15 protein-coding genes are annotated in these 18,283 nt (G+C 44.1%); 8 read left to right on the top strand and 7 right to left on the bottom strand.

The window, feature by feature from the left end:
• Positions 1-57 precede the first annotated feature (57 nt).
• Positions 58-201, top strand: coding sequence for a sporulation histidine kinase inhibitor Sda (locus MKY66_RS24550; RefSeq protein ID WP_017692430.1), 144 nt, complete (start codon positions 58-60; stop codon positions 199-201).
• 21 nt (positions 202-222) lie between these two features.
• On the opposite strand, the gene MKY66_RS24545 is transcribed toward MKY66_RS24550, so the two are convergent.
• Both MKY66_RS24545 and MKY66_RS24540 read right to left on the bottom strand, forming a co-directional pair.
• On the bottom strand, positions 223-474 hold the full coding sequence (locus tag MKY66_RS24545; RefSeq protein WP_074096361.1) for a hypothetical protein: 252 nt from the start codon (positions 472-474) through the stop codon (positions 223-225).
• A 75-nt stretch (positions 475-549) separates the two neighbouring features.
• Entirely contained in the window at positions 550-1,551 is a 1,002-nt protein-coding gene (locus MKY66_RS24540) for an NAD(P)/FAD-dependent oxidoreductase (protein WP_036673343.1), read from the bottom strand.
• 630 nt (positions 1,552-2,181) lie between these two features.
• On the opposite strand from MKY66_RS24540, the gene MKY66_RS24535 reads away from it, so the two are divergent.
• Both MKY66_RS24535 and MKY66_RS24530 read left to right on the top strand, forming a co-directional pair.
• A complete protein-coding gene (locus MKY66_RS24535) occupies positions 2,182-3,375 on the top strand; it encodes an NAD(P)/FAD-dependent oxidoreductase (RefSeq protein WP_036605766.1) in 1,194 nt (397 codons plus the stop codon).
• Positions 3,372-3,626 (top strand): hypothetical protein, encoded by a 255-nt coding sequence (locus tag MKY66_RS24530; RefSeq protein ID WP_017692433.1) that lies wholly within the window; start codon positions 3,372-3,374, stop codon positions 3,624-3,626. Before MKY66_RS24535 ends, MKY66_RS24530 begins: the two co-directional genes overlap by 4 nt.
• A gap of 286 nt (positions 3,627-3,912) precedes the next feature.
• On the opposite strand, the gene hemQ is transcribed toward MKY66_RS24530, so the two are convergent.
• On the bottom strand, positions 3,913-4,659 hold the full coding sequence (hemQ, locus tag MKY66_RS24525) for a hydrogen peroxide-dependent heme synthase (RefSeq protein ID WP_036605768.1): 747 nt from the start codon (positions 4,657-4,659) through the stop codon (positions 3,913-3,915).
• Positions 4,660-4,933: 274 nt separating this feature from the next.
• On the opposite strand from hemQ, the gene MKY66_RS24520 reads away from it, so the two are divergent.
• Both MKY66_RS24520 and MKY66_RS24515 read left to right on the top strand, forming a co-directional pair.
• Positions 4,934-5,227 (top strand): YuiB family protein, encoded by a 294-nt coding sequence (locus MKY66_RS24520; RefSeq protein ID WP_076211070.1) that lies wholly within the window; start codon positions 4,934-4,936, stop codon positions 5,225-5,227.
• 387 nt (positions 5,228-5,614) lie between these two features.
• Complete coding sequence (locus MKY66_RS24515) at positions 5,615-7,150, top strand: helicase DnaB (RefSeq protein WP_076211072.1); 1,536 nt, start codon at positions 5,615-5,617, stop codon at positions 7,148-7,150.
• Positions 7,151-7,261: 111 nt separating this feature from the next.
• On the opposite strand, the gene MKY66_RS24510 is transcribed toward MKY66_RS24515, so the two are convergent.
• Complete coding sequence (locus MKY66_RS24510) at positions 7,262-8,080, bottom strand: hypothetical protein (RefSeq protein ID WP_076211074.1); 819 nt, start codon at positions 8,078-8,080, stop codon at positions 7,262-7,264.
• Positions 8,081-8,335: 255 nt separating this feature from the next.
• Here MKY66_RS24510 and MKY66_RS24505 point away from each other — a divergent pair, with 255 nt between their 5' ends.
• Complete coding sequence (locus MKY66_RS24505; protein ID WP_076211076.1) at positions 8,336-9,559, top strand: sigma-70 family RNA polymerase sigma factor; 1,224 nt, start codon at positions 8,336-8,338, stop codon at positions 9,557-9,559.
• 173 nt (positions 9,560-9,732) lie between these two features.
• On the top strand, positions 9,733-10,398 hold the full coding sequence (locus MKY66_RS24500; protein WP_076211079.1) for a Type 1 glutamine amidotransferase-like domain-containing protein: 666 nt from the start codon (positions 9,733-9,735) through the stop codon (positions 10,396-10,398).
• A gap of 515 nt (positions 10,399-10,913) precedes the next feature.
• Here MKY66_RS24500 and MKY66_RS24495 read toward each other — a convergent pair.
• Both MKY66_RS24495 and MKY66_RS24490 read right to left on the bottom strand, forming a co-directional pair.
• Complete coding sequence (locus MKY66_RS24495) at positions 10,914-12,560, bottom strand: RNA polymerase sigma factor (RefSeq protein ID WP_076211081.1); 1,647 nt, start codon at positions 12,558-12,560, stop codon at positions 10,914-10,916.
• A 617-nt stretch (positions 12,561-13,177) separates the two neighbouring features.
• Positions 13,178-13,663 carry a hypothetical protein gene (locus MKY66_RS24490; RefSeq protein ID WP_076211083.1) on the bottom strand — a complete coding sequence of 162 codons (486 nt, stop codon included), beginning with the start codon at positions 13,661-13,663 and terminating at the stop codon, positions 13,178-13,180.
• Positions 13,664-13,861: 198 nt separating this feature from the next.
• Here MKY66_RS24490 and MKY66_RS24485 point away from each other — a divergent pair, with 198 nt between their 5' ends.
• A complete protein-coding gene (locus MKY66_RS24485; protein WP_076211085.1) occupies positions 13,862-15,262 on the top strand; it encodes a fatty acid--CoA ligase family protein in 1,401 nt (466 codons plus the stop codon).
• Between the two features lie 144 nt (positions 15,263-15,406).
• On the opposite strand, the gene MKY66_RS24480 is transcribed toward MKY66_RS24485, so the two are convergent.
• Positions 15,407-18,229 carry an endo-beta-N-acetylglucosaminidase gene (locus MKY66_RS24480; protein WP_076211087.1) on the bottom strand — a complete coding sequence of 941 codons (2,823 nt, stop codon included), beginning with the start codon at positions 18,227-18,229 and terminating at the stop codon, positions 15,407-15,409.
• Positions 18,230-18,283: the final 54 nt, after the last annotated feature.

Below are 18,283 nucleotides of genomic sequence, written 5' to 3'. Positions count from 1 at the left end.
ATATGAATCTCTGATATGATAGTTTTGAGGAAAAAAAAGGAAAGGTTGTGGCGGGAAATGGCTATGTTATCCGATGAGATGTTGTTGGATTCCTACCATAAAGCGATTGAGTTGAATCTCGAACGAGATTTCATCGCACTGCTGTTGGCAGAAATCCATAAGCGCAAACTGGGTACCGACGTATCTGCCATTCTTCACTAGAGATCCTCATTGCAGGCAATGTTACAGGTTTCCGGACAAGTCCCATAGTGAGACTGGCCATGGCGTGCTCGTCTGACAATGGTGACAGTACATCACATGATTGCAAACGTTTTCGACTTCGTCTGCCGTGTCAGAGGAAGGTTGGAATACGTAGGGGCTGTATGGTCCGGTGTAATCATCCAATTTGCCGCATTCTAACAGTCCCTGAAGGCAGTGGGGGCAAGCCTGCTCCGGTACAACCAGACCGTTACACAGCGGGCATATATAAGACAAGGGTATCCCTCCTGATATGGATTCACTCAGGAGTAAGATACCCTTTTTTGTATCAATATAGTTATTTCAGCAAAACTAGCGTTTCATGTTACTGCTGTGTCCTGGGGACAACTTGGCATCCGGATCGAAGTATACCTTCGCATTGTTGACAGCTGTTGGAGCTTCGCCGAATCCGACAGCGATCAGTTTCAGTTTACCCGGATATGTTGTGATATCACCGGCAGCGAAGATTCCTGGAATGGATGTTTCCATGCGGGAATCAACAACGATGGAGTTACTATCAATTTCGATTCCCCATTCGGCAATCGGTCCGAGAGAAGAGACAAATCCAAAGTTAACGATCACATCATCTACTTCGATTTCCTGAGTTTCTTTGGTTTTCACATGGGAAAGGGTTACTTTGGTAATCGTGTCATCTCCGTGAAGTTCCGTGATTTCGGTCGGTGTAACGACATTCACCTTGGAATTCATCAGGTTTTCGACACTGTGCTCATGCGCACGGAACTTGTCCCGGCGATGGATCAGCGTCACTTGCTCAGCGATAGGCTCCAGCATGAGTGCCCAGTCTACCGCGGAGTCACCGCCGCCACTGATCAGTACCTTTTTGCCAGCGAAGGCATTCAGATCACTGATGAAGTAGTGCAGGTTGCTCTTCTCGAACTTGGCAGCACCTTCAAGCTCCAGGCGACGTGGTTCGAATGCACCTACACCAGCTGTAATAATGACGGCTTTGGCATGATATTCATTCTCATCCGTCTTCACGATGAAATGTTGTTCATCCTTTTTCTCCACCGATACAACCTTTTCTTCAAGGCGGATGTTCGGGTTAAAATGATTCATTTGCTCAACGAGGTTATTCACCAGTTCCTGAGCTGTTACTTTCGGGAATCCGGCTACATCATAGATGTATTTCTCCGGGTAAAGAGCGGCAAGTTGTCCGCCAAGCTGTGGCATACTTTCAACCAGTGTAACGGATGCCTGACGCATCCCACCATAAAACGCGGCGAACAGACCCGCAGGGCCTCCACCGATAATAAGTAAATCAGTCATATCATGACTGGAATTTTGTGCAGTCAAGAATCAACAACACCTTTCATATTTTAATAGGTAGTTAACAGAAAGAATGTGCAGGCTACGGAAATCGTAACCGGCATGGGTGCTGAACTGTCTTTCCTATTATAAACGGTGTATTCAGGGTTGCAAAGTTAGCGGCGTCACGAAACTGGGAACAATTGATGAAGATCAGATGAGAATAGGATGAAATTGGAAATGAAAGGTTATGAAAAATAACAAAAAAAACCTTGATCTTTACTAGAAATACAGATATCCTTGACCTGTACTATGTGTTTTTTTGTCTAATTTAGAGTCAATATGTAATATGAAGACAGATCCCGTGTTTTGTAGAATCTTGTGGTTAATTTCACAACTTGAAACGATAACTTGCGTGCAAACGTATCAATTTCATAAACCCTTTAGTTGCTTCAATCAAGTCTAGATATAGATCAAAACGGTTCGATACGTCGATATCTAGTTTCATAAAATCCATTTTTAGTGAGTTATGAAATTGATGCAAACGTTTAAATAAAATTCGCGAAGTTAACATTTGTCGTCATAATGGGCAAGACCTCATCAATATTTGTAAGTATGTGCATTTTGCATCTCACCCAAGATCGGGCTGATGCAAGTGAAACCGGAAGGGGTATAGACATGAGCAGTATTCCCAAAATCGTCATCCTCGGCGCGGGCTATGGCGGGATTCTGACAGCCCAGCGGCTGCAGAAGGAATTGAACTATAACGAGGCCGACGTCACATTGGTAAATCGGCATGATTATCATTATATTACTACACATCTACATATGCCGGCAGCCGGCACGGATACCATTGAGCATGCAAGAGTGCCCATTTCCAAGCTGATTGATGAGTTCAAGATTGATCTGGTCAAGTCTTCCGTGAAGGAGATTCGTCTGCAGGATCGGAAGATTATTCTGGAGGACGGCACGTTATCCTATGATTATCTGATTATTGGACTAGGCGGTGAGCCTGAGACCTTCGGTATTCCGGGGATGCTCGATCACGCCATGACAATCCGCAGCATTAACTCGGTCAGACTGATTCGTGAACACATCGAATATCAATTTGCGATGTACAAAAACGATAACAAACGAAATCGTATTCGGTTTGTCGTAGGTGGAGCGGGTTTCAGTGGTGTTGAATTCGTAGCTGAACTTGCAGATCGTATTCCACAGCTGTGCAAGGAGTTCGACGTGAATCCGAAACACGTGCATATCTACAATGTAGAGGCAGCACCTTCGGCTTTGCCTGGATTTGATCCGGAATTGGTAGAACATGCGATGAATGTGCTCAAGAAGAAGGGCGTTACTTTCAAGATTGGTGTTCCAATCAAGCAATGTCTCCCGGACGGGGTTATTGTGGGTGAGGGTGAAAAGCTCGATGCGGCTACAGTCGTATGGACCGGCGGTATTCGCGGTAACTCACTACTGGAACAGGCAGGTCTTGAAGTGATGCGAGGACGTGTGAAAGTAGACGACTACTTGCGTGCTCCAGGGCATGAGCATGTCTATGTCATTGGTGATAATTCACTTGTGTTCAATGCTGAAGGACGGCCTTATCCGCCAACAGCCCAGATTGCGATGCAGCAGGGTGTGAATTGCGCCAAGAACGTCGTGGCATCCATTCGCAAGAAACAGCCACAACCTTTTGTATTTACAAGCAAAGGCACGGTTGCCTCATTGGGTAAAGGTGAAGCCATTGCCGTTGTAGGCGGCAAGAAATACAAGGGCTGGAAAGCAGCTCAGTTGAAGAAGCTGGTTGATCTGCGTTATCTGTTCATCATTGGTGGTATTCCGCTAGTCCTGAAGAAAGGGCGGTTTTTTGGATGAGACATTGCAGTGTTCAGGTCCGGGGACTACTAACACGTGAAGAGCTGGATCGATACAACGCCCTGATGCAGGTCGGTGGTTATCTGGAGGAACAGGATCAGTATGATCTGGCCTATATCGTGCAGAAAGAAGTGGATATTCTCATTATGCCTGCGATTGAGCGGCTTAAAGAGAAGGGTCGTGACCGTGATCGGGCCACAGCCGAGTTCCTCGAATCGCTGAAAGCGGTAGATGAAGAGGACGAGGATTAGAGACATAACCTTCCAATCGCTGTTATCCCCAGATTTTTTTGATTCCCTTTTTTAAAGGGAAAATCCGGTGATAGCATATGCTTCCGATGCAGCTTTCTTGCAGAAAGCTTGTAGCTTCGCTTTTTCAGGTTTTTTCTGTCCTTTCCGATTTTGTGTAAATAAATAGTTCAAACATTATAGATCTAAATCAAGCTTGAGGTAGTAGAATATAGATAGATAATAAAGCACCGCTGACAATATCCTTTACAGGAGGTGTCGCGGTGCTTTATTGTGCTTTGCATGATGTTTACAGCTTAAGCATGTCTTCCAGTGTTCCTTCGTTCAACAGACTTCCCACATAGAACGAACCGAATTCGCCATAACGGGCGCTAACTTCATCGAAACGCATCTCATAGACGAGTTTTTTGAACTGAAGTGCATCATCCGCAAATAACGTAACGCCCCATTCCCAGTCGTCGAAACCGACAGAGCCGGTAATGATCTGTTTCACTTTACCCGCATAGCTGCGGCCAATCATGCCGTGACTGCGCATCATGGTGCGACGCTCGTCCATGGAAAGCATGTACCAGTTGTCATTCAGCTCACGTTTTTTGTTCATCGGATAGAAGCAGATGTATTGTCGTTGTGGCAGAACAGGTTTCAGACGGGCGATAATATCCGGATTTTGCATCGGGTCTTCGCCTTCTTTGCCAAGATAGTTGCTCAGTTCCACTACACTGACGTAGGAATACGATTTGGTTGTGTATTGGGCAAACATCGTTTTGTTAAACGCGTTCTCAACAGCCTTCAGATCTTCCAGCGTTTCACGCAGGTGCATCATGACGAGGTCTGCTTTTTGACCTACAACCGTATATACAACGGTACTTCCTTTGGATGAATCCTCGACTTCTTTCCATTCTTTCCAGAATTCCTGAAGCTCGTCCAGTGCTACAGCGCGTTCTTCATCATCTGCTGCTTTCCAGGCGGCCCAGTTAATCGAGCGAAAATCATGCAGGGCGTACCAGCCCTCCAGTGTTGATGCGGCTTCGTTCATTGGTTGTGTTCCTCCTGCAAGGTATATTTCCAAATCCCTATAAGAGGTTGTTCAAAAAGTCCGCTTTTGATTTTGAACACGCACTATAAGGGACGGGTGATTGCTTTATCGTTTACATTGTATCCCAACATGAAGCAGAAGGGCAAATGAACAGAGTATAAATATAGGGAAATTTGTCCAGAAAGTTCGTTGCTTCGCCACATTTTTTGCGGTACACTAACTACTATCCAGAAGTGAAACCTGAATGTGTGAAAGAAGAGGTGAATGTCGCCCGATGCAATTTATACCTGTGTTGGTATTGATGGTATTATTTTTCGTTATGATGTTTGGTATCGGTTTCATTCTGAACATGCTGATGAAGACTACCTGGTTTCCTTCCTATCTGTTCATCATTGTAATTCTGCCTATTGTTGTGTACTCTCTATGGGATCATTCGTCATCTCTGATGTCACATCTGGGTTCTTTCCAGATTGTAGACTATATGACGGGCATCGCTGGACTGGCTGGTGCGGTAATCAGTGGCTGGACGATTCAGAAGTTACGTTTGGGTGGGTACAGAATGTTTTAGATTGATGGAAAGAGGCAACACATGTGCCACTGTAATCGCGTGAAAGTCTTGTCTTTGTCGTAAACGCTTACGAGTACAAAGGGAAGGCTTTTTTGCTGTTCATTTTTATTAGAAGGATTATTGTAGACTTGTACTTCATATACATCTGGAGAACATTCTCTTTAGATATTCCCTTGTATTCTGCGGCTACAGCTTTTATAGTATTCTAGCGGCTCTCGACATTTTTATTTTAGAATTTTGCTGAATTCGGCGAAAACGTGAATGATGTCGACCTAGGACGAAACGGAGCGAGAACAGGCCATCTTTTTACCTGTTTTTGAGCATTTGATGATCAGACATTTATGATAGAATAGATAAACATACTTTTGGGGAGAAGGAGATCAGGCTATGCGCATGAAGAATCTGCACCATTATACTGAACATCATCGCTACTGCGTATACAGGGAGTTTGGACTTAGCGCCCTGGATGACCGTATGCTTACAGGAGCATATCAGCCCATGGTAGGTGCTTTTGCGGTTGGCTTGTATCGGCTGTTGTTTCAGCATCTTCCCGGTGAACAGGTTGGTTATTCGCCGCTTGAACAGCAACGGAGGCTGTTCATGACACTTGGGCTAGAGCCAAGTGAGAAAGGGCGCAAATATTTGTTAGAGCAGACATCCAAGCTTGAGGCAGTGGGGCTACTTCAGACTTCACGGCTATATATACCGGAAAATGATGATTACATCTACGAATATGAGCTGCAACCGCCGCTCTCTCCGGCAGAGTTTTTCCGGACACAGCATTTGACACTGCTGCTTCGTGACAAGATAGGCAAATTCGCCGTCCTTTCCCTGCGTTCGGGTTTCTCGGCAGTGGAAAATGGGGACGCGCCTTATCCGGCAGCCAATAAAGAGAATATTTCCGTTCCCTTTTACGATATATTTGAATTGAATACCCACGTGATTGATTACGAGTTGGAGCAGGCTTTGTCGGAAGTATCAACTACGGCCCAGCGGACAGGCACGAATGATGCAGCGGAAGAAAACAGTTTGAACTATGCCGACATTATTTTGCGTTTCCCGCGGGAGTCGGTCAATCGTCGTCATGTAGAACAATTGCGATTTGATCATGAACAACTAGGCATTGTAAATTATGTCGTGAACAAGTTTAATCTCAGTGTGCAGGATGTATGCCGACTGCTGGATGAAGATGATATTTTCAGTCCACAGGGCCAGCTGATTCTGGATGACCTCCAGCATAAGGCGAGCATGCAGTTTAGACAGACGAAGAAGCGTCATGAACAACAGACTGTACAGGCAGCCAAGGTCGTGGCACTGAGACAGCATATGGAGGAGCCTGAACGGAAAGAGGACTCTGGTGAACCACCTGTTGAGCATGGAGTGCAGATGGAATATTACGTCGAAGTACCTCCGCAATTTATGACCAAGTGTGATATTCATCAATACAATATGATGTTGCGCAATGAGCCATACACACGTCTGTTGCAGACATTTTTCCCGGGCGCAGTACCGGACAATCTGATCGATATATTTGAGAAAATTGATCTGAGCTACAAGTTGCCGGGAGAAGTCATCAATGTACTCATTCATTATTTGATGGCATTACTTGTAACCGGCGGAGAGCAGCGGATTAACCGTAACTTCGTTGAGGCCATTGCCTCCAACATGTTGCTTAAGCAGGTAAACTCATATGAGAAAGCTGTGCAATATATTCGCGATCAGGCCAAGGTCAAAGGCAAACAGGCTGCTGGTGCAGCTGGAACCCGTACCCGTACATACGGCAAAGGAACCAAAGCCAAGCCCGAAATTCCGATTGTACAAGACATAAGCACTGATGGAGACGCCGTATCCGAGGAAGAGTTTGAAGAGATGATGAGATTCGCCCAGCAGATGCAGGCGAGTAAGCAAAAAGGCACTTCTTAAATATATTTATTATATAGAAAGAAGGCGAGTCCCCCGATTAATGGAGACTCGCCTTTTTGCTATATAAGTTGAACTGAAGAAACGTATTTTACGTTTAATCCAATTTTTTTATTATTTTGTAGGATATTTATCTAATTTGAACCACTGCTGAAATTCTTTTTTTGTGATTTTTTTTACAGGCTTAACTTTTTTGGTTTCTGTATCATATCTGAAAAGAATCCATTGATCTGAAGGATACTCACTAATGTAATCCATATTCTTTCCGTTCTTATGCCATAAAATTAAACCGGTGCTAATATAGTTGGTTGCCCGAGGGAGATAAACAACACTGTCTTTCTTAGTGTCGTATATTGCTAACGTGCTTTTATCCGTACTTCCATAAGAAAATGCAATGATGTCTTCTTTTGGTGACCAATTATATGATGAAATGGTTTCTACATTTTGTTTACCTGCTTTTTCAAGACGTTCGTTTATAATCGTGTACTTTCCTGTTTTAAGGTTCATGAGAATGAGGTTGCTACCAGCACTTTTTTCTACTTGGATAGTAATCCATTCATTCGATGGAGATTCAGCAACACTAGTTATATCCAATAATTTAACTTCAAAATCTCCCGTTTGTAGGGTGTGCTTTTCTTTACCATGAGTAACTACAATGGTGTCAATGATGTTTTGCTCAAAATCAGCAGCAACATCTAGCTTTAAGGTGTTCGCGGTTATCGTGATGTCGTCACCTCTCCAGACAATTTTGTTTGAGCCTTTTGTTTTTTCAAACTTAGATATACTCTGGTATGTCGAAGAGTTCACAGATGTTGAGTTAGCAGCAATATGTGCTATTTTATCTGAAGTATGAAGTGAAGATGATGCAGTTGATAACGTGCCTAAGCTACCTAAAACAATGACGCTTGATAATAAAACATTGGCGTATTTCATTATTATCTCTCCTTCATTTTGGGAAGTCGGTTACATGATGTGATTCCCTCCAGAACTACTCCAATCTTTGCTTATCATTATAAATTTGTAAAGATATGAAATCATAGAGATGATATGAAGTGAGATTTCAAAAAGGGTGATTAGTCCTGTAAGTAACAAACCTGAAAGATTGAATACATATTTATTTTATATTTATGTGGCCTTCTGACTCTCTCTGGTGTCTAATTCATTGTAAATCAAGAGGAGGTTCTTACCATGTCAGGAGCTCATGACACAAAACCTGTTTATCCGGATAAACAGGAACGTATCACTAACTTTGAAAACACTTATGAGCTGTATCGTCAAAGAATTTGCAAGTACTTTTCGCTGAAATTGAATCCGATGGTTGCAGATGATTTGACTCAACAGGTGTTTTTAAAAGCAGTCGAGAATCTTCACCGATTCCAAGGGAAATCAAATTTATTTACATGGATATTCAAGATTGCTCAGAATACAGTGAAAAACGAATATCGAAGATTATCGCGAAAAAAAGAAACGCCGTTTGATTTTACGGAATATGAATCACAGTCGATCTCCCTTGAATTTACGAAGTATGTTGATTTTCGAATTGATATCGGAGTTGCGCTGAAAAAGTTAAATGAAACCGACCAGGAAATCATTGCATTACGCTTTTTTGTGGACTGCACATTGCTTGAAATTTCTAAGATTGTAGGGATGCGTGAGAGTGCAGTAAAAAACAGACTCTATAGAGCTTTGGAAAAACTTAAAAAGGAACTGAAAGAATGGGGAGGCGTTACGATCATGTCTATTCAAGATTTGATTTCAATTGTTAATAAGGGTGAAAACGAGCGATTGAACAATACGCCCAATAAAGTACACCATGATTTGTTTAATGAACTAAGTGATCATATTGAACGAATCTCGCTAAAGTACAATTATCATCCAACGCGAAAAGTAACGATTGAAGTATATCCTGATATGCCATCGTTTCACCAAGCGGTCGGAGAAGCAGATGCTCCGAATTGGTTCATGGGTACCTATGAAGGGAGTATTCTCAAAATTGTATCTCCATTAAATCCAGGACCGGAGCATACCTATCAATCGATTCTTAAAGGTACGGTTCACTTGTTCGCCATGTGGCTAATAAGTGAAATTAATCCGAAGGCTCCGAAATGGATAAGGCAAGGAATTGGTGGATATGAAGCCAAGCTCATGACTCAGGACTTTATTGAAGGTTCAACAGAAGAGTCTATTCACAATTTAGAGATCCCAACGTTCGAACAATTAGATAATGATACCTGGGAATTCGAAACGATGAAGGGTTTTCAGTTTTCGTTCCTATTTGTGGAGTTTGTTGTTCAACAATATGGAATAGACCAGTTAAACAAATTGATCCGTGACCCTCAGGATTTTAATGGTATTTTTCAATGTTCCGAGAAGGAATTACATCAGAAGATGGTAGAGTTTATAAGTAAGTAACCCATACAAAAATGTATGTTGCCCGGGGGAAGAACCGGGCTTTTTTTAACGTGGTTATAGTTATGTTAAATGTACTATCAATCAATTGGATTATTTTGTATAATGCATATAAAAAGAGGTTTTCTATGAATCCTATGGATGAATGTAAATAATACATATGGAGGTAATTAAGTTTGAAAACTCACTACTATTTCAGTTGGTTTAATCATTTTTTTCCTGAGAAGCTGGTCCATTGTTTGCAGGAGGATATACAAGACAGAAAATCGCTTGTTATGATTAGTGCTAATCCGTCTGGTTATAAAGATGAGCAAGTTAACTTTGATGATATTTCTGAATGGACATGGTTGAATCAGGCTAACATTATTTTTGATGAATATCATTTCATCGATTACCGTATGCAGAAAGAAGATGCTCAGCGATTCATTCAGAACGCTTCTGTCATTTTTTTATGTGGTGGATATCCTGTTTTGCAGAATGATTTTTTGGCGGAATATGAATTATCCAATGTTATTAAGAATAGCAATGCCATTATAATGGGTGCAAGCGCCGGTGCGTTAAACATGGCTGCAAAATGGTTAAGCTTGAATAACACTGATGAAGTTGAAACAAGTACTATTTATGATGGTATTGGCTTTGATCATTTTGCCTACGAATCTCATTCTCAACGCGATTACGCCACGTTTGTTCAAGGCTACCTGTCCCCCTTGTCTGAAGAGATTGAAATTTATGCGGCAGAACAGGAGAGCGCTATACGTGTAAAGGACGGCAAAATAGAAATAATGGGACCTGTATATTTAATTTCCCACTCAAAGATTCAGAAGTTGGTTGAGACGCTCTAATTAGGGTGAGTGGCTTTGACACCTTACATAAGTAATTCCTTTTAATGTATAAAATCATGGCTAACAGGCGGGCAGGTTAGTTTTAAAATAGAAGATCCGTCTTGAAATGTGTAAGTTGCCTTTAAGTAATCATTAAGCTAACGGGAAACGTTAGCTCAATAACAACAAGAAAGTAGCTGTTCATTGTGATTGGCTGCTTTTACTCAACTAACGGGAAGTTTTGCTGAATAGATCTGCTGAGTATGTGGAGCATCTGGCCTCTCACGGTTGATTGCGGACAAGAAAGATAAAAAACGTAAGGTAAAGGAGAAATCTGGCAGATACGATTGCGATTAAAAAACTACCCATGACGCACATGCGTCATGGGTAGTTTCTAATCATTTCCATACGTTTAGGAGGGGGCCGTGTGAAATAGCGATGTCCTAATCACTTCGTTGGACAGGACAGACAAAGTTTTGTGTAAAAATTGCCACCGCTCGGGAACGGCTATTCTTCGTATACATTTCCGAACCGACTTACTTGACCGGCCCCATCCAAGTTGAAATCGTCTTCTGCTGGTGGGGCAACGGCGGTTTCAACTTTCCGTTATCGATTAAATGCTTCAAAATATAAGCGACAAGTCGGCCTCCGCCGGTGTTGCCTCTCACCATATAAGCAAGCTGCGGCTCCAAATGCTTCGGCTGATTTTGCAGGAACAGGTTGAGCATTTTATCGTAGAGCTTGCCGACAGCAGGCGCGTACAGAGCGGACAAATCAGGCATTGCCTTGTTCAACCGATCCAACGTTTGCGGAGAGTCGATCCAAACCGCATTGAACTTGTACCCCTCCTCCGTCTTGCGGATGTACCCCTTCTCCAGCAGGAACGAATATTGCTCGGCGTTCTCTTCGTTGTCGGGCAGTTCCCCTTGTTGGAACGCATGACAAATCTCGACATTCCGGTATTCCAGGAAACGCCAATCCATCTGGCGGTCGCTCCAGTACGTATTGAATTGCCACAAGTATAAGGGAGTGTCTTCGACGTAGCGGAGCGACGGACCGAAGGTGACGTAACTACTCAAATCAAAACCCGGATCGGAACTGTGGCTCTGGTTTAACGCCGCATAGGCAATATACTGACCTCCGTCCTTTCGCATTGGTGCGACCGCATCGAAGTTTTCGCCCGCCGGCATGCTCCGCCATGATTGCTCCTCAACGTTCTTGGGCAGCAAGGTCCAGAGCAGGAAGTTATAGTCGCCGTCCGGAACGTACACTCCGCTATCCTCGACTTGCTGGCGAACTTCCATTAACGCGTCGAAATGAACATCGGCCACTTCGGCGGCGCAATCTTGCCAGAATTGATGACCGGCTACAGCCAACTCGAAGAGGTCCCAGACGATGGTATTGCTTTGATATTTGCCGGGAGAGGTTTGGGTGAGAAAATTGTAATCGGCTAGGTGCCGGACTTCGCCTTCCAGTAAAGACGGCGGCATTCCTAGCTCCTCCGCGATTTGATGTACGGTACGCGCCTTGTGATAAGCCGCGTAAACGATATTTTGCGCCAAGGCGCGTCCAAGAAAATCGTTGGTTTCGCCCAGACTGCCGGCCGAACCGGAATGGCCCATTTCCCCCATGCTGACCGGATTGACACTTAAAGTTCCTGTTGCACGCATACGTTTCATCCCTTTCCGTAACTTCTTTTTAGCCTCGCTCAAATGCCACTTCACCGTGTTGACAGGAATGTTCAGAGCAATCGCGATATCGCCGATTTTAAGCTCGTCGTAGTAATGCATAACTACGATCCGGCGATGGATGTCGGATAGAAACGCGACTTCTCGGCGCAGTTCGCGGTAAGCTTCGGTTACCAGCAGCCGGTCAAGCGGCTCCCGGGAAGGGGCGGCAGACAGTTCGGATATGCCGTTGATTTCAATCGCTTGGGGAGCGTGCGCACGCTTTTTCAACCAATTCACCCAAGTGTATCGGGCAACCGTCCAGACGTAAGCGTCAAGGTTTCTAATGTCCCGCAACCCAGAGAAGGATTTCAACAACTGCAGCATAATCTCCTGAGCCAGATCCTCCGCCTCGGCCCGATGCTTGACCCGGTTTAAGGCAAAACCGAAAATCGGTTTGACATAGCTCCTAATCGCTTCCGCCGCTTCTTTTCCGTTTTTACCAATTGAATCCATAATTTGCCTCCATAGTTGCATCTGTAATTCCTGACAATTATATAGTGTGCCAGGCGAAATAAAGGTTGGGATTATTTTTGAAAAATTTTGGACTTCCTACCGGATCACTCATACACGTATAATTACAAACATCAACATCATGAGTAGGTCATTTAAATGGTTAAAGAGACGTTATGAACTTTTTGTTAAACAAGATGAAGATTACTTTAGATGTAAAGGTCTCACTTTTAGTATATAAAGATACTTCTTTTCCGTTCAACTATGGGAGGATACAAACTAGGAGCACCAGCCGAAGTTCTCCTTCGGGTACTTGGGGTACTCCTTCGTTCCGTAGTTAACCAGGAGTTGTCTCGATTAATTATTCAAATGCATAATTGAGGTTCATTAAACTAACGGGAAAGGTTAGCTTAATGTTCAAAGAATCAACGTAATCAACTGTGGTTTACAACTAACGGATAACAATAGGGATTGTTGCAAAAATGCTAACGATCCTTTTGGTACACCTTTAGGGGTAGTATATAATCCAGAAAATGCGGACAAAAAAAGCCCTAAAGGGCTACTTCGATAATTGTCATAGTAAACTTTTCCTAGTACTCTCACTGGTGAAATTATATCCTTTAACTTTCCCTTGTAGGAGTATGAGTAGCAACTTTCCATTTACCTTCCTCATAGGTTAATGTTATTTTTGCAGAGAGCGACCCCTCATTGGTACGGTACTTACTGACCTCTATGGCAATATTATTATCTGATTCATTCTCCTGCTTTTCAATTTTCAGTAAAATCCCTTTTAGCGTGTTTTCAGACTGTTCAGACTGTCCATCTTCAATCAATTCTTCATAGGTTAGGTTATAAATTTTTACGTTATATTTGCTGTGAAGGTAATCCTCAATGCTTTTCTTATCAGAATCCTTTAATGGAATTCCTTTATCAAAATCTAATGAGATATACTCCATGTTTTCATTAAGAGCCGTATCTGTTGAAATTAACTCCTCCAACGCCATACGATAAGGTTCACCTAGTTCATTCTGCTGACTAGAGCCAGTAACAACACCTGCGCAAGCTGATAGTAAAAATAACGCTACAACACTGAAAATAAAGTACATTGTCTTTACTTTTATGACAATCCCCTCCTGGGTACTCGTTTCCTAAATAAACTTAATGATAACGAGAAATGTTGGATTTCAGTTTAAAAAGCAGCCCAATTTGATCTGCCTAATCAAGCTAGCAAGTAGGTTAACGGCAAGGATCGTCTATGGGCAGAACTGTAATATCAGCAGAATTTATGAGTTTAATAGGGGATAATGATTACTTATTATTCCAGATATATGCTACTCTCTGTTGGGATCGGCGCTATACCGCTCGTTCCTTCTCCTATGCTAACAGTGCCTGAACTCGCTGCCATATTTCAGGATGCAGAACCACATATGGTTATTCATGATGACCAACATGCTAACGTAGCTAACGCCACGGTAAAGCTTCTTGAGTATTGTCCAAAACTGTTCACGATGGACGAAGAAGGGACGAATAGCAGTTCGCTCGCTGCTCTTTTACAGCAGGAACCTGCGTTCTCTCCAAAAGACCTTTCCAAACGAAGTGTAGACGATACGGCAGTCCTGATTTATACGGGTGGGACAACTGGTCGACCAAAAGGGGTCATGCATTCGCATCGTGGTATGGCTGCTTGGAATCAACTTACGCCTTCTGCAGGCTTCGGTCATGATCTCAAGCGTCGTGTGTTAGTGCTCAACTTATCCCATCTGGTGGGTCAGTTCCAGTTGTGGGCGACCATGGCTGCTGGAGGCTGTCTTGTATTTCTAGATGAATACCCAGCGGATGTACACCGCATTATGGAAGCTATTGAACGTGATCAGATTACACAACTCAGCACAGTAGGCCAACTGCTACGTGATCTTACCCGCGAGGTATCCGTAGGAAGTAGAAACTTGAAGAGTCTTTCGCTTATTGGCTGCGGAGGGTCCATTATTTCCCCGGATACACTACAGGAGGTCGTATCGCAATTTCCTGAAATTATCATTGTGAACAACTACTCACAAGCGGAATGTGGAATGTCCATAAGCCGCCTTTTTCCTGCTCAGCATATGGGCGATCCCCATCGCCTTCGATCCGTAGGTCGTCCTGCTGACTTGGCTGCCCAAGGTGAGCAGGCCTTTGAAGTTCGGATATTAGATACGGACGGAAGTGAGACAGTTACGGGCGAGGCTGGAGAAATCGTTGTTCGAGGTGCACAGACCATGCTGGGGTATTGGCGCCAGTTGGAGGTTACTGCCGAGACCATGTCCGATGGCTGGATTCGAACTGGGGATGTCGGTTGTCTGGATGCCGAAGGTTACCTTTATGTGTTTGACCGCTTGAAGGATATGGTTATTGTGGGCGGTTCCAATGTGTTTTGCGCCGAAGTGGAGCATGTTATTGTGAGCCATCAGTCGGTAAGCGAGGCGGCCGTAATCGGACATTCTCTTCCTGACGAAGGAGAGGAACTCGTCGCTTTCATAGTGTTACAGGATGGTGAAAGTATGGATCTGACGCGGATGCGGGCGTTTTGTGAGCCACACCTTGCTCCGTACAAATGGCCGACTCAACTGTTCATTGTGGATACTTTGCCGAGAACAGCCGTGGATAAAATAGATAAAAAGCAGTTGCGCAAGCATCTATCCTCAATTTCATCCGAAGGACTATGCTAACGGGAATGCTGTTTAATAGCTGTTGGGCAGAGTATTTATTGTTAGATCAACAAAAACAGCCCTTCAACTTCCTTTTGGAAGTGAAGGGCTGTACGTTTTTATCTCAACTGGTATGCTGGTGTACACAAAAAATACTTTGCAGTATTACCTCAAAATTGTAGTAGCCTGATTGCCTGCATAATCCTCAATGACCAGCTTCAAAGAGCTGTTGCTGAACGCTGGTGTGAAGGTCAGTTCACTCAGCTTTGTTCTTCCCCGAATGATATACGGGAATTTTTGCGATACGTAAGTGACTCCGAACTCGCGTGGCACCCCATTTTCATATACATAGATCTTGTACCAGTCCTCCAGATCCGGGAGGGCCAATGTGTATTTTCCATCTTTTACCGTGACCTTTTCCTTGGCGTATGGTGTAATCTGAAGATCTGCGAGCTGTCCGGTACGGGTTACCGGGTTCTGCCCGCCAATGGCGATGTTCAGCACGTAATGTTCACCATTGGTAGGAAGTCCGGTCAGGACGGCAGATTGTTTTCCTTTTTTGACCTGAAGTGACTTGGTGAATGGTTCTTTCGTGTATTCAGTTTCTAGTGTAAGCTGAATCGATTCGTTGCCTTTATCTTTGTCTTTATTTTTATCCTTGTCTTTACCGGTATTCTTATCTTTGTCTTTGCCCGAATCTTTTGCTTTTTTCGGGTTTTTCCAGCTTACGATGGCATCGCCATTCTTTTTGAATTTCACATCGATATTCTGAATGGCTGCATTCAGATCGTAAGGCAGGACGTTTGCTTCACTTTCGGTACCATCTGCACCAACAGCACGAATGGACAGTTCACCAGAAGGCTGTTTTAGCGATTTGATATAAAAAGTGGAATCATACACGCCGCCTACATAGGCGCCATTTTCATATAAATTGTATTGTTTGACCTCTGAATAGTCCTTCATGTCCCATGCGACAACCAGTTCATCGGTGTTGGTCAGTGCTTTGGCAATATGGAATCCGGTCGGTGCATCCGGTACAGCCGCTGAACCGTCGAACATACGGATCTCGCCAATATTTATCTGATAATTCTCAATTGTCTTACCGTTCGGGTCAAAGGATAATCCCATAGCGGCAATGGTTTTGCCTTGATAAGCGCTCAAGTCCAATGAAGCCGTCTTCCAGCCTTTTGTATGCTGGCCTGCATTAGGCACATTTACGTTGACCACGTTGGATGGATCATCTTCGAAGATCAACCCAACATGCAGGGAGGAAGCGTCACTAGTCGACGGTTTGTTATACGTCAGTTCCAGTTTCGATTGTCCGTTGACGGACAGATCGGTCTTGTACAGGCGCAGGAAGTTGTCCGCGTTCAGTGTACCGTTCACCACGAGAGAGCTGCCGCCATTAAACGCGCCAATGGAGTCATATGTGTATCTTGCGCCTTTCTCGTAAGATGGACCGTAGTCAAAATCGACACTTAGCTTGTCGCCTTCACTATCCATCCACCATTGCCAAGTGACAGGGATATCCTGAATGTTGATATTCGACCATTCTTTATCGTTCGAGACAGCGCCGTCTTCATAATATTTCAGGCCGTGGCCCGTATTGAAGCTGGTTGCAAAATTGGAGCCATTGATAACGGATCGCTCGGTAAGATAAGCGGCAATTCCATCCCAATTTGCACCGGATGCATACACATCCGACAGATCAGCAGAAGCATTACGACGTGCATCTGTCGGGTCTTGATTTGGACCAGACCACCAGGCACGATCGCGTACAAAGGTCATCCACTGGTACTCATCCTCCGCACGATGATTGGTGCTGCCATCGCCCATCTCTTCATCCAGAGCGTTGTGGGTGAAGTCGGCACCCAGTGTCGCAATGCTATTCATCGGTTGACCGTTCTCATCCAGATTATGGCGCAGGTCATAGGATTGCTTCCAGCGGCCGAATTTGTCATGTCCACCTTCAACACCAGCAAATACGGTTTCCAGTGGATCCAGTCCCAGGCTAAGGGCATGATCACGGGAATCGCGGAGCATCTTGTGGTTCCAGACATAATTCAGGAAGATGGAATCCGAGACTCTGCCGAGAACTGAATCCTGCACAAAAGGGCTATTAAGCCCATTAAATTGGTTCTGATATTGAATTTTGCCTGTTGTATTGATGGTGGAATCATACCACTGAACGTACAGGCCTTTATCTCTTAGATATTTCATGAATTTCTTGTAGGATGCGATATCTTCAGGGGCTACACCCCGGGCAACTTCTTCCTGATTGAAGAAATATCCATCGTAGTTGTAGTATTCTGCCATCTCGGCCAGTTTCTCGGCCACAGGGAAATTACCGTTTTCATCCTGGATCAGCATTTGTTTGTACGTCTGTGGTCCACGGTCATTGTCTGAGAAAAAGATGTTAGCAATGGATTTGACGCCATTCTTGTGGGCTGCATTGGTGTAGGCCGGATTCGGAATGTTCAAAATGCCAAACTCGAAGTATTTCTCCGTCCACTCTTTACTCGGGTCATACAGCTCCTCAGGTACTCCCGCAGAGGCCATGCCGTGCCAATAGCTGTAGTAGTCTGTATATTGCCAATAATTAAACAGATACTGGCTGAATTCATTGGTATAAGGTGTGCTATCGAAGAATGCATTGCCGTAATCGCCACTCATCGTGAATAACTGGGTGTCCGGACTAAGCTCAGGATAAGCCTGTGTGGCAGCGAACGCTTCATTACGGGGCTGCAAGGGAACATGGGCACGAAGTAAATCGCCATGGATATCACTTTCCGGTGTCCAGTTCAGAATCTGGGCCGAGGTGTATCCATGTTGATAGGGCTGATTCACCCCTTTGGCACTTTCACCGGTGTAAGGGAGCGTGTCTCCGGCATAAACGGATGATGCAACAACTTGTCCAAGCAGAGCCGTGGTCAGGACCATGGCAGTGACCTTGGGAATGAGGCCTTTTGGTTTGAGTTTGCGTGTCATGCTGTTCCTCCTTCAAGTGGAATGAATGTAAGGTATTCTTTTACACAAAGCTAA

This window comes from Paenibacillus sp. FSL R5-0766 (assembly GCF_037971845.1).
In the GTDB taxonomy this organism is placed as follows: domain Bacteria; phylum Bacillota; class Bacilli; order Paenibacillales; family Paenibacillaceae; genus Paenibacillus.
Note: the sequence above shows the minus strand (reverse complement) of the source record. Positions and strands in the feature narration are given on the sequence as shown.

Bases quoted from the DNA above. Each gene is read 5' to 3' on its own strand.
- MKY66_RS24505 (WP_076211076.1), top strand. From the start codon at position 8,336: ATGTCAGGAGCTCATGACACAAAACCTGTTTATCCGGATAAACAGGAA.
- MKY66_RS24485 (WP_076211085.1), top strand. From the start codon at position 13,862: ATGATTACTTATTATTCCAGATATATGCTACTCTCTGTTGGGATCGGC.
- hemQ (WP_036605768.1), bottom strand. From the start codon at position 4,659: ATGAACGAAGCCGCATCAACACTGGAGGGCTGGTACGCCCTGCATGAT.
- MKY66_RS24480 (WP_076211087.1), bottom strand. From the start codon at position 18,229: ATGACACGCAAACTCAAACCAAAAGGCCTCATTCCCAAGGTCACTGCC.
- MKY66_RS24510 (WP_076211074.1), bottom strand. From the start codon at position 8,080: ATGAAATACGCCAATGTTTTATTATCAAGCGTCATTGTTTTAGGTAGC.
- MKY66_RS24520 (WP_076211070.1), top strand. From the start codon at position 4,934: ATGCAATTTATACCTGTGTTGGTATTGATGGTATTATTTTTCGTTATG.
- MKY66_RS24515 (WP_076211072.1), top strand. From the start codon at position 5,615: ATGCGCATGAAGAATCTGCACCATTATACTGAACATCATCGCTACTGC.
- MKY66_RS24490 (WP_076211083.1), bottom strand. From the start codon at position 13,663: ATGTACTTTATTTTCAGTGTTGTAGCGTTATTTTTACTATCAGCTTGC.
- MKY66_RS24530 (WP_017692433.1), top strand. From the start codon at position 3,372: ATGAGACATTGCAGTGTTCAGGTCCGGGGACTACTAACACGTGAAGAG.
- MKY66_RS24535 (WP_036605766.1), top strand. From the start codon at position 2,182: ATGAGCAGTATTCCCAAAATCGTCATCCTCGGCGCGGGCTATGGCGGG.
- MKY66_RS24495 (WP_076211081.1), bottom strand. From the start codon at position 12,560: ATGGATTCAATTGGTAAAAACGGAAAAGAAGCGGCGGAAGCGATTAGG.
- MKY66_RS24550 (WP_017692430.1), top strand. From the start codon at position 58: ATGGCTATGTTATCCGATGAGATGTTGTTGGATTCCTACCATAAAGCG.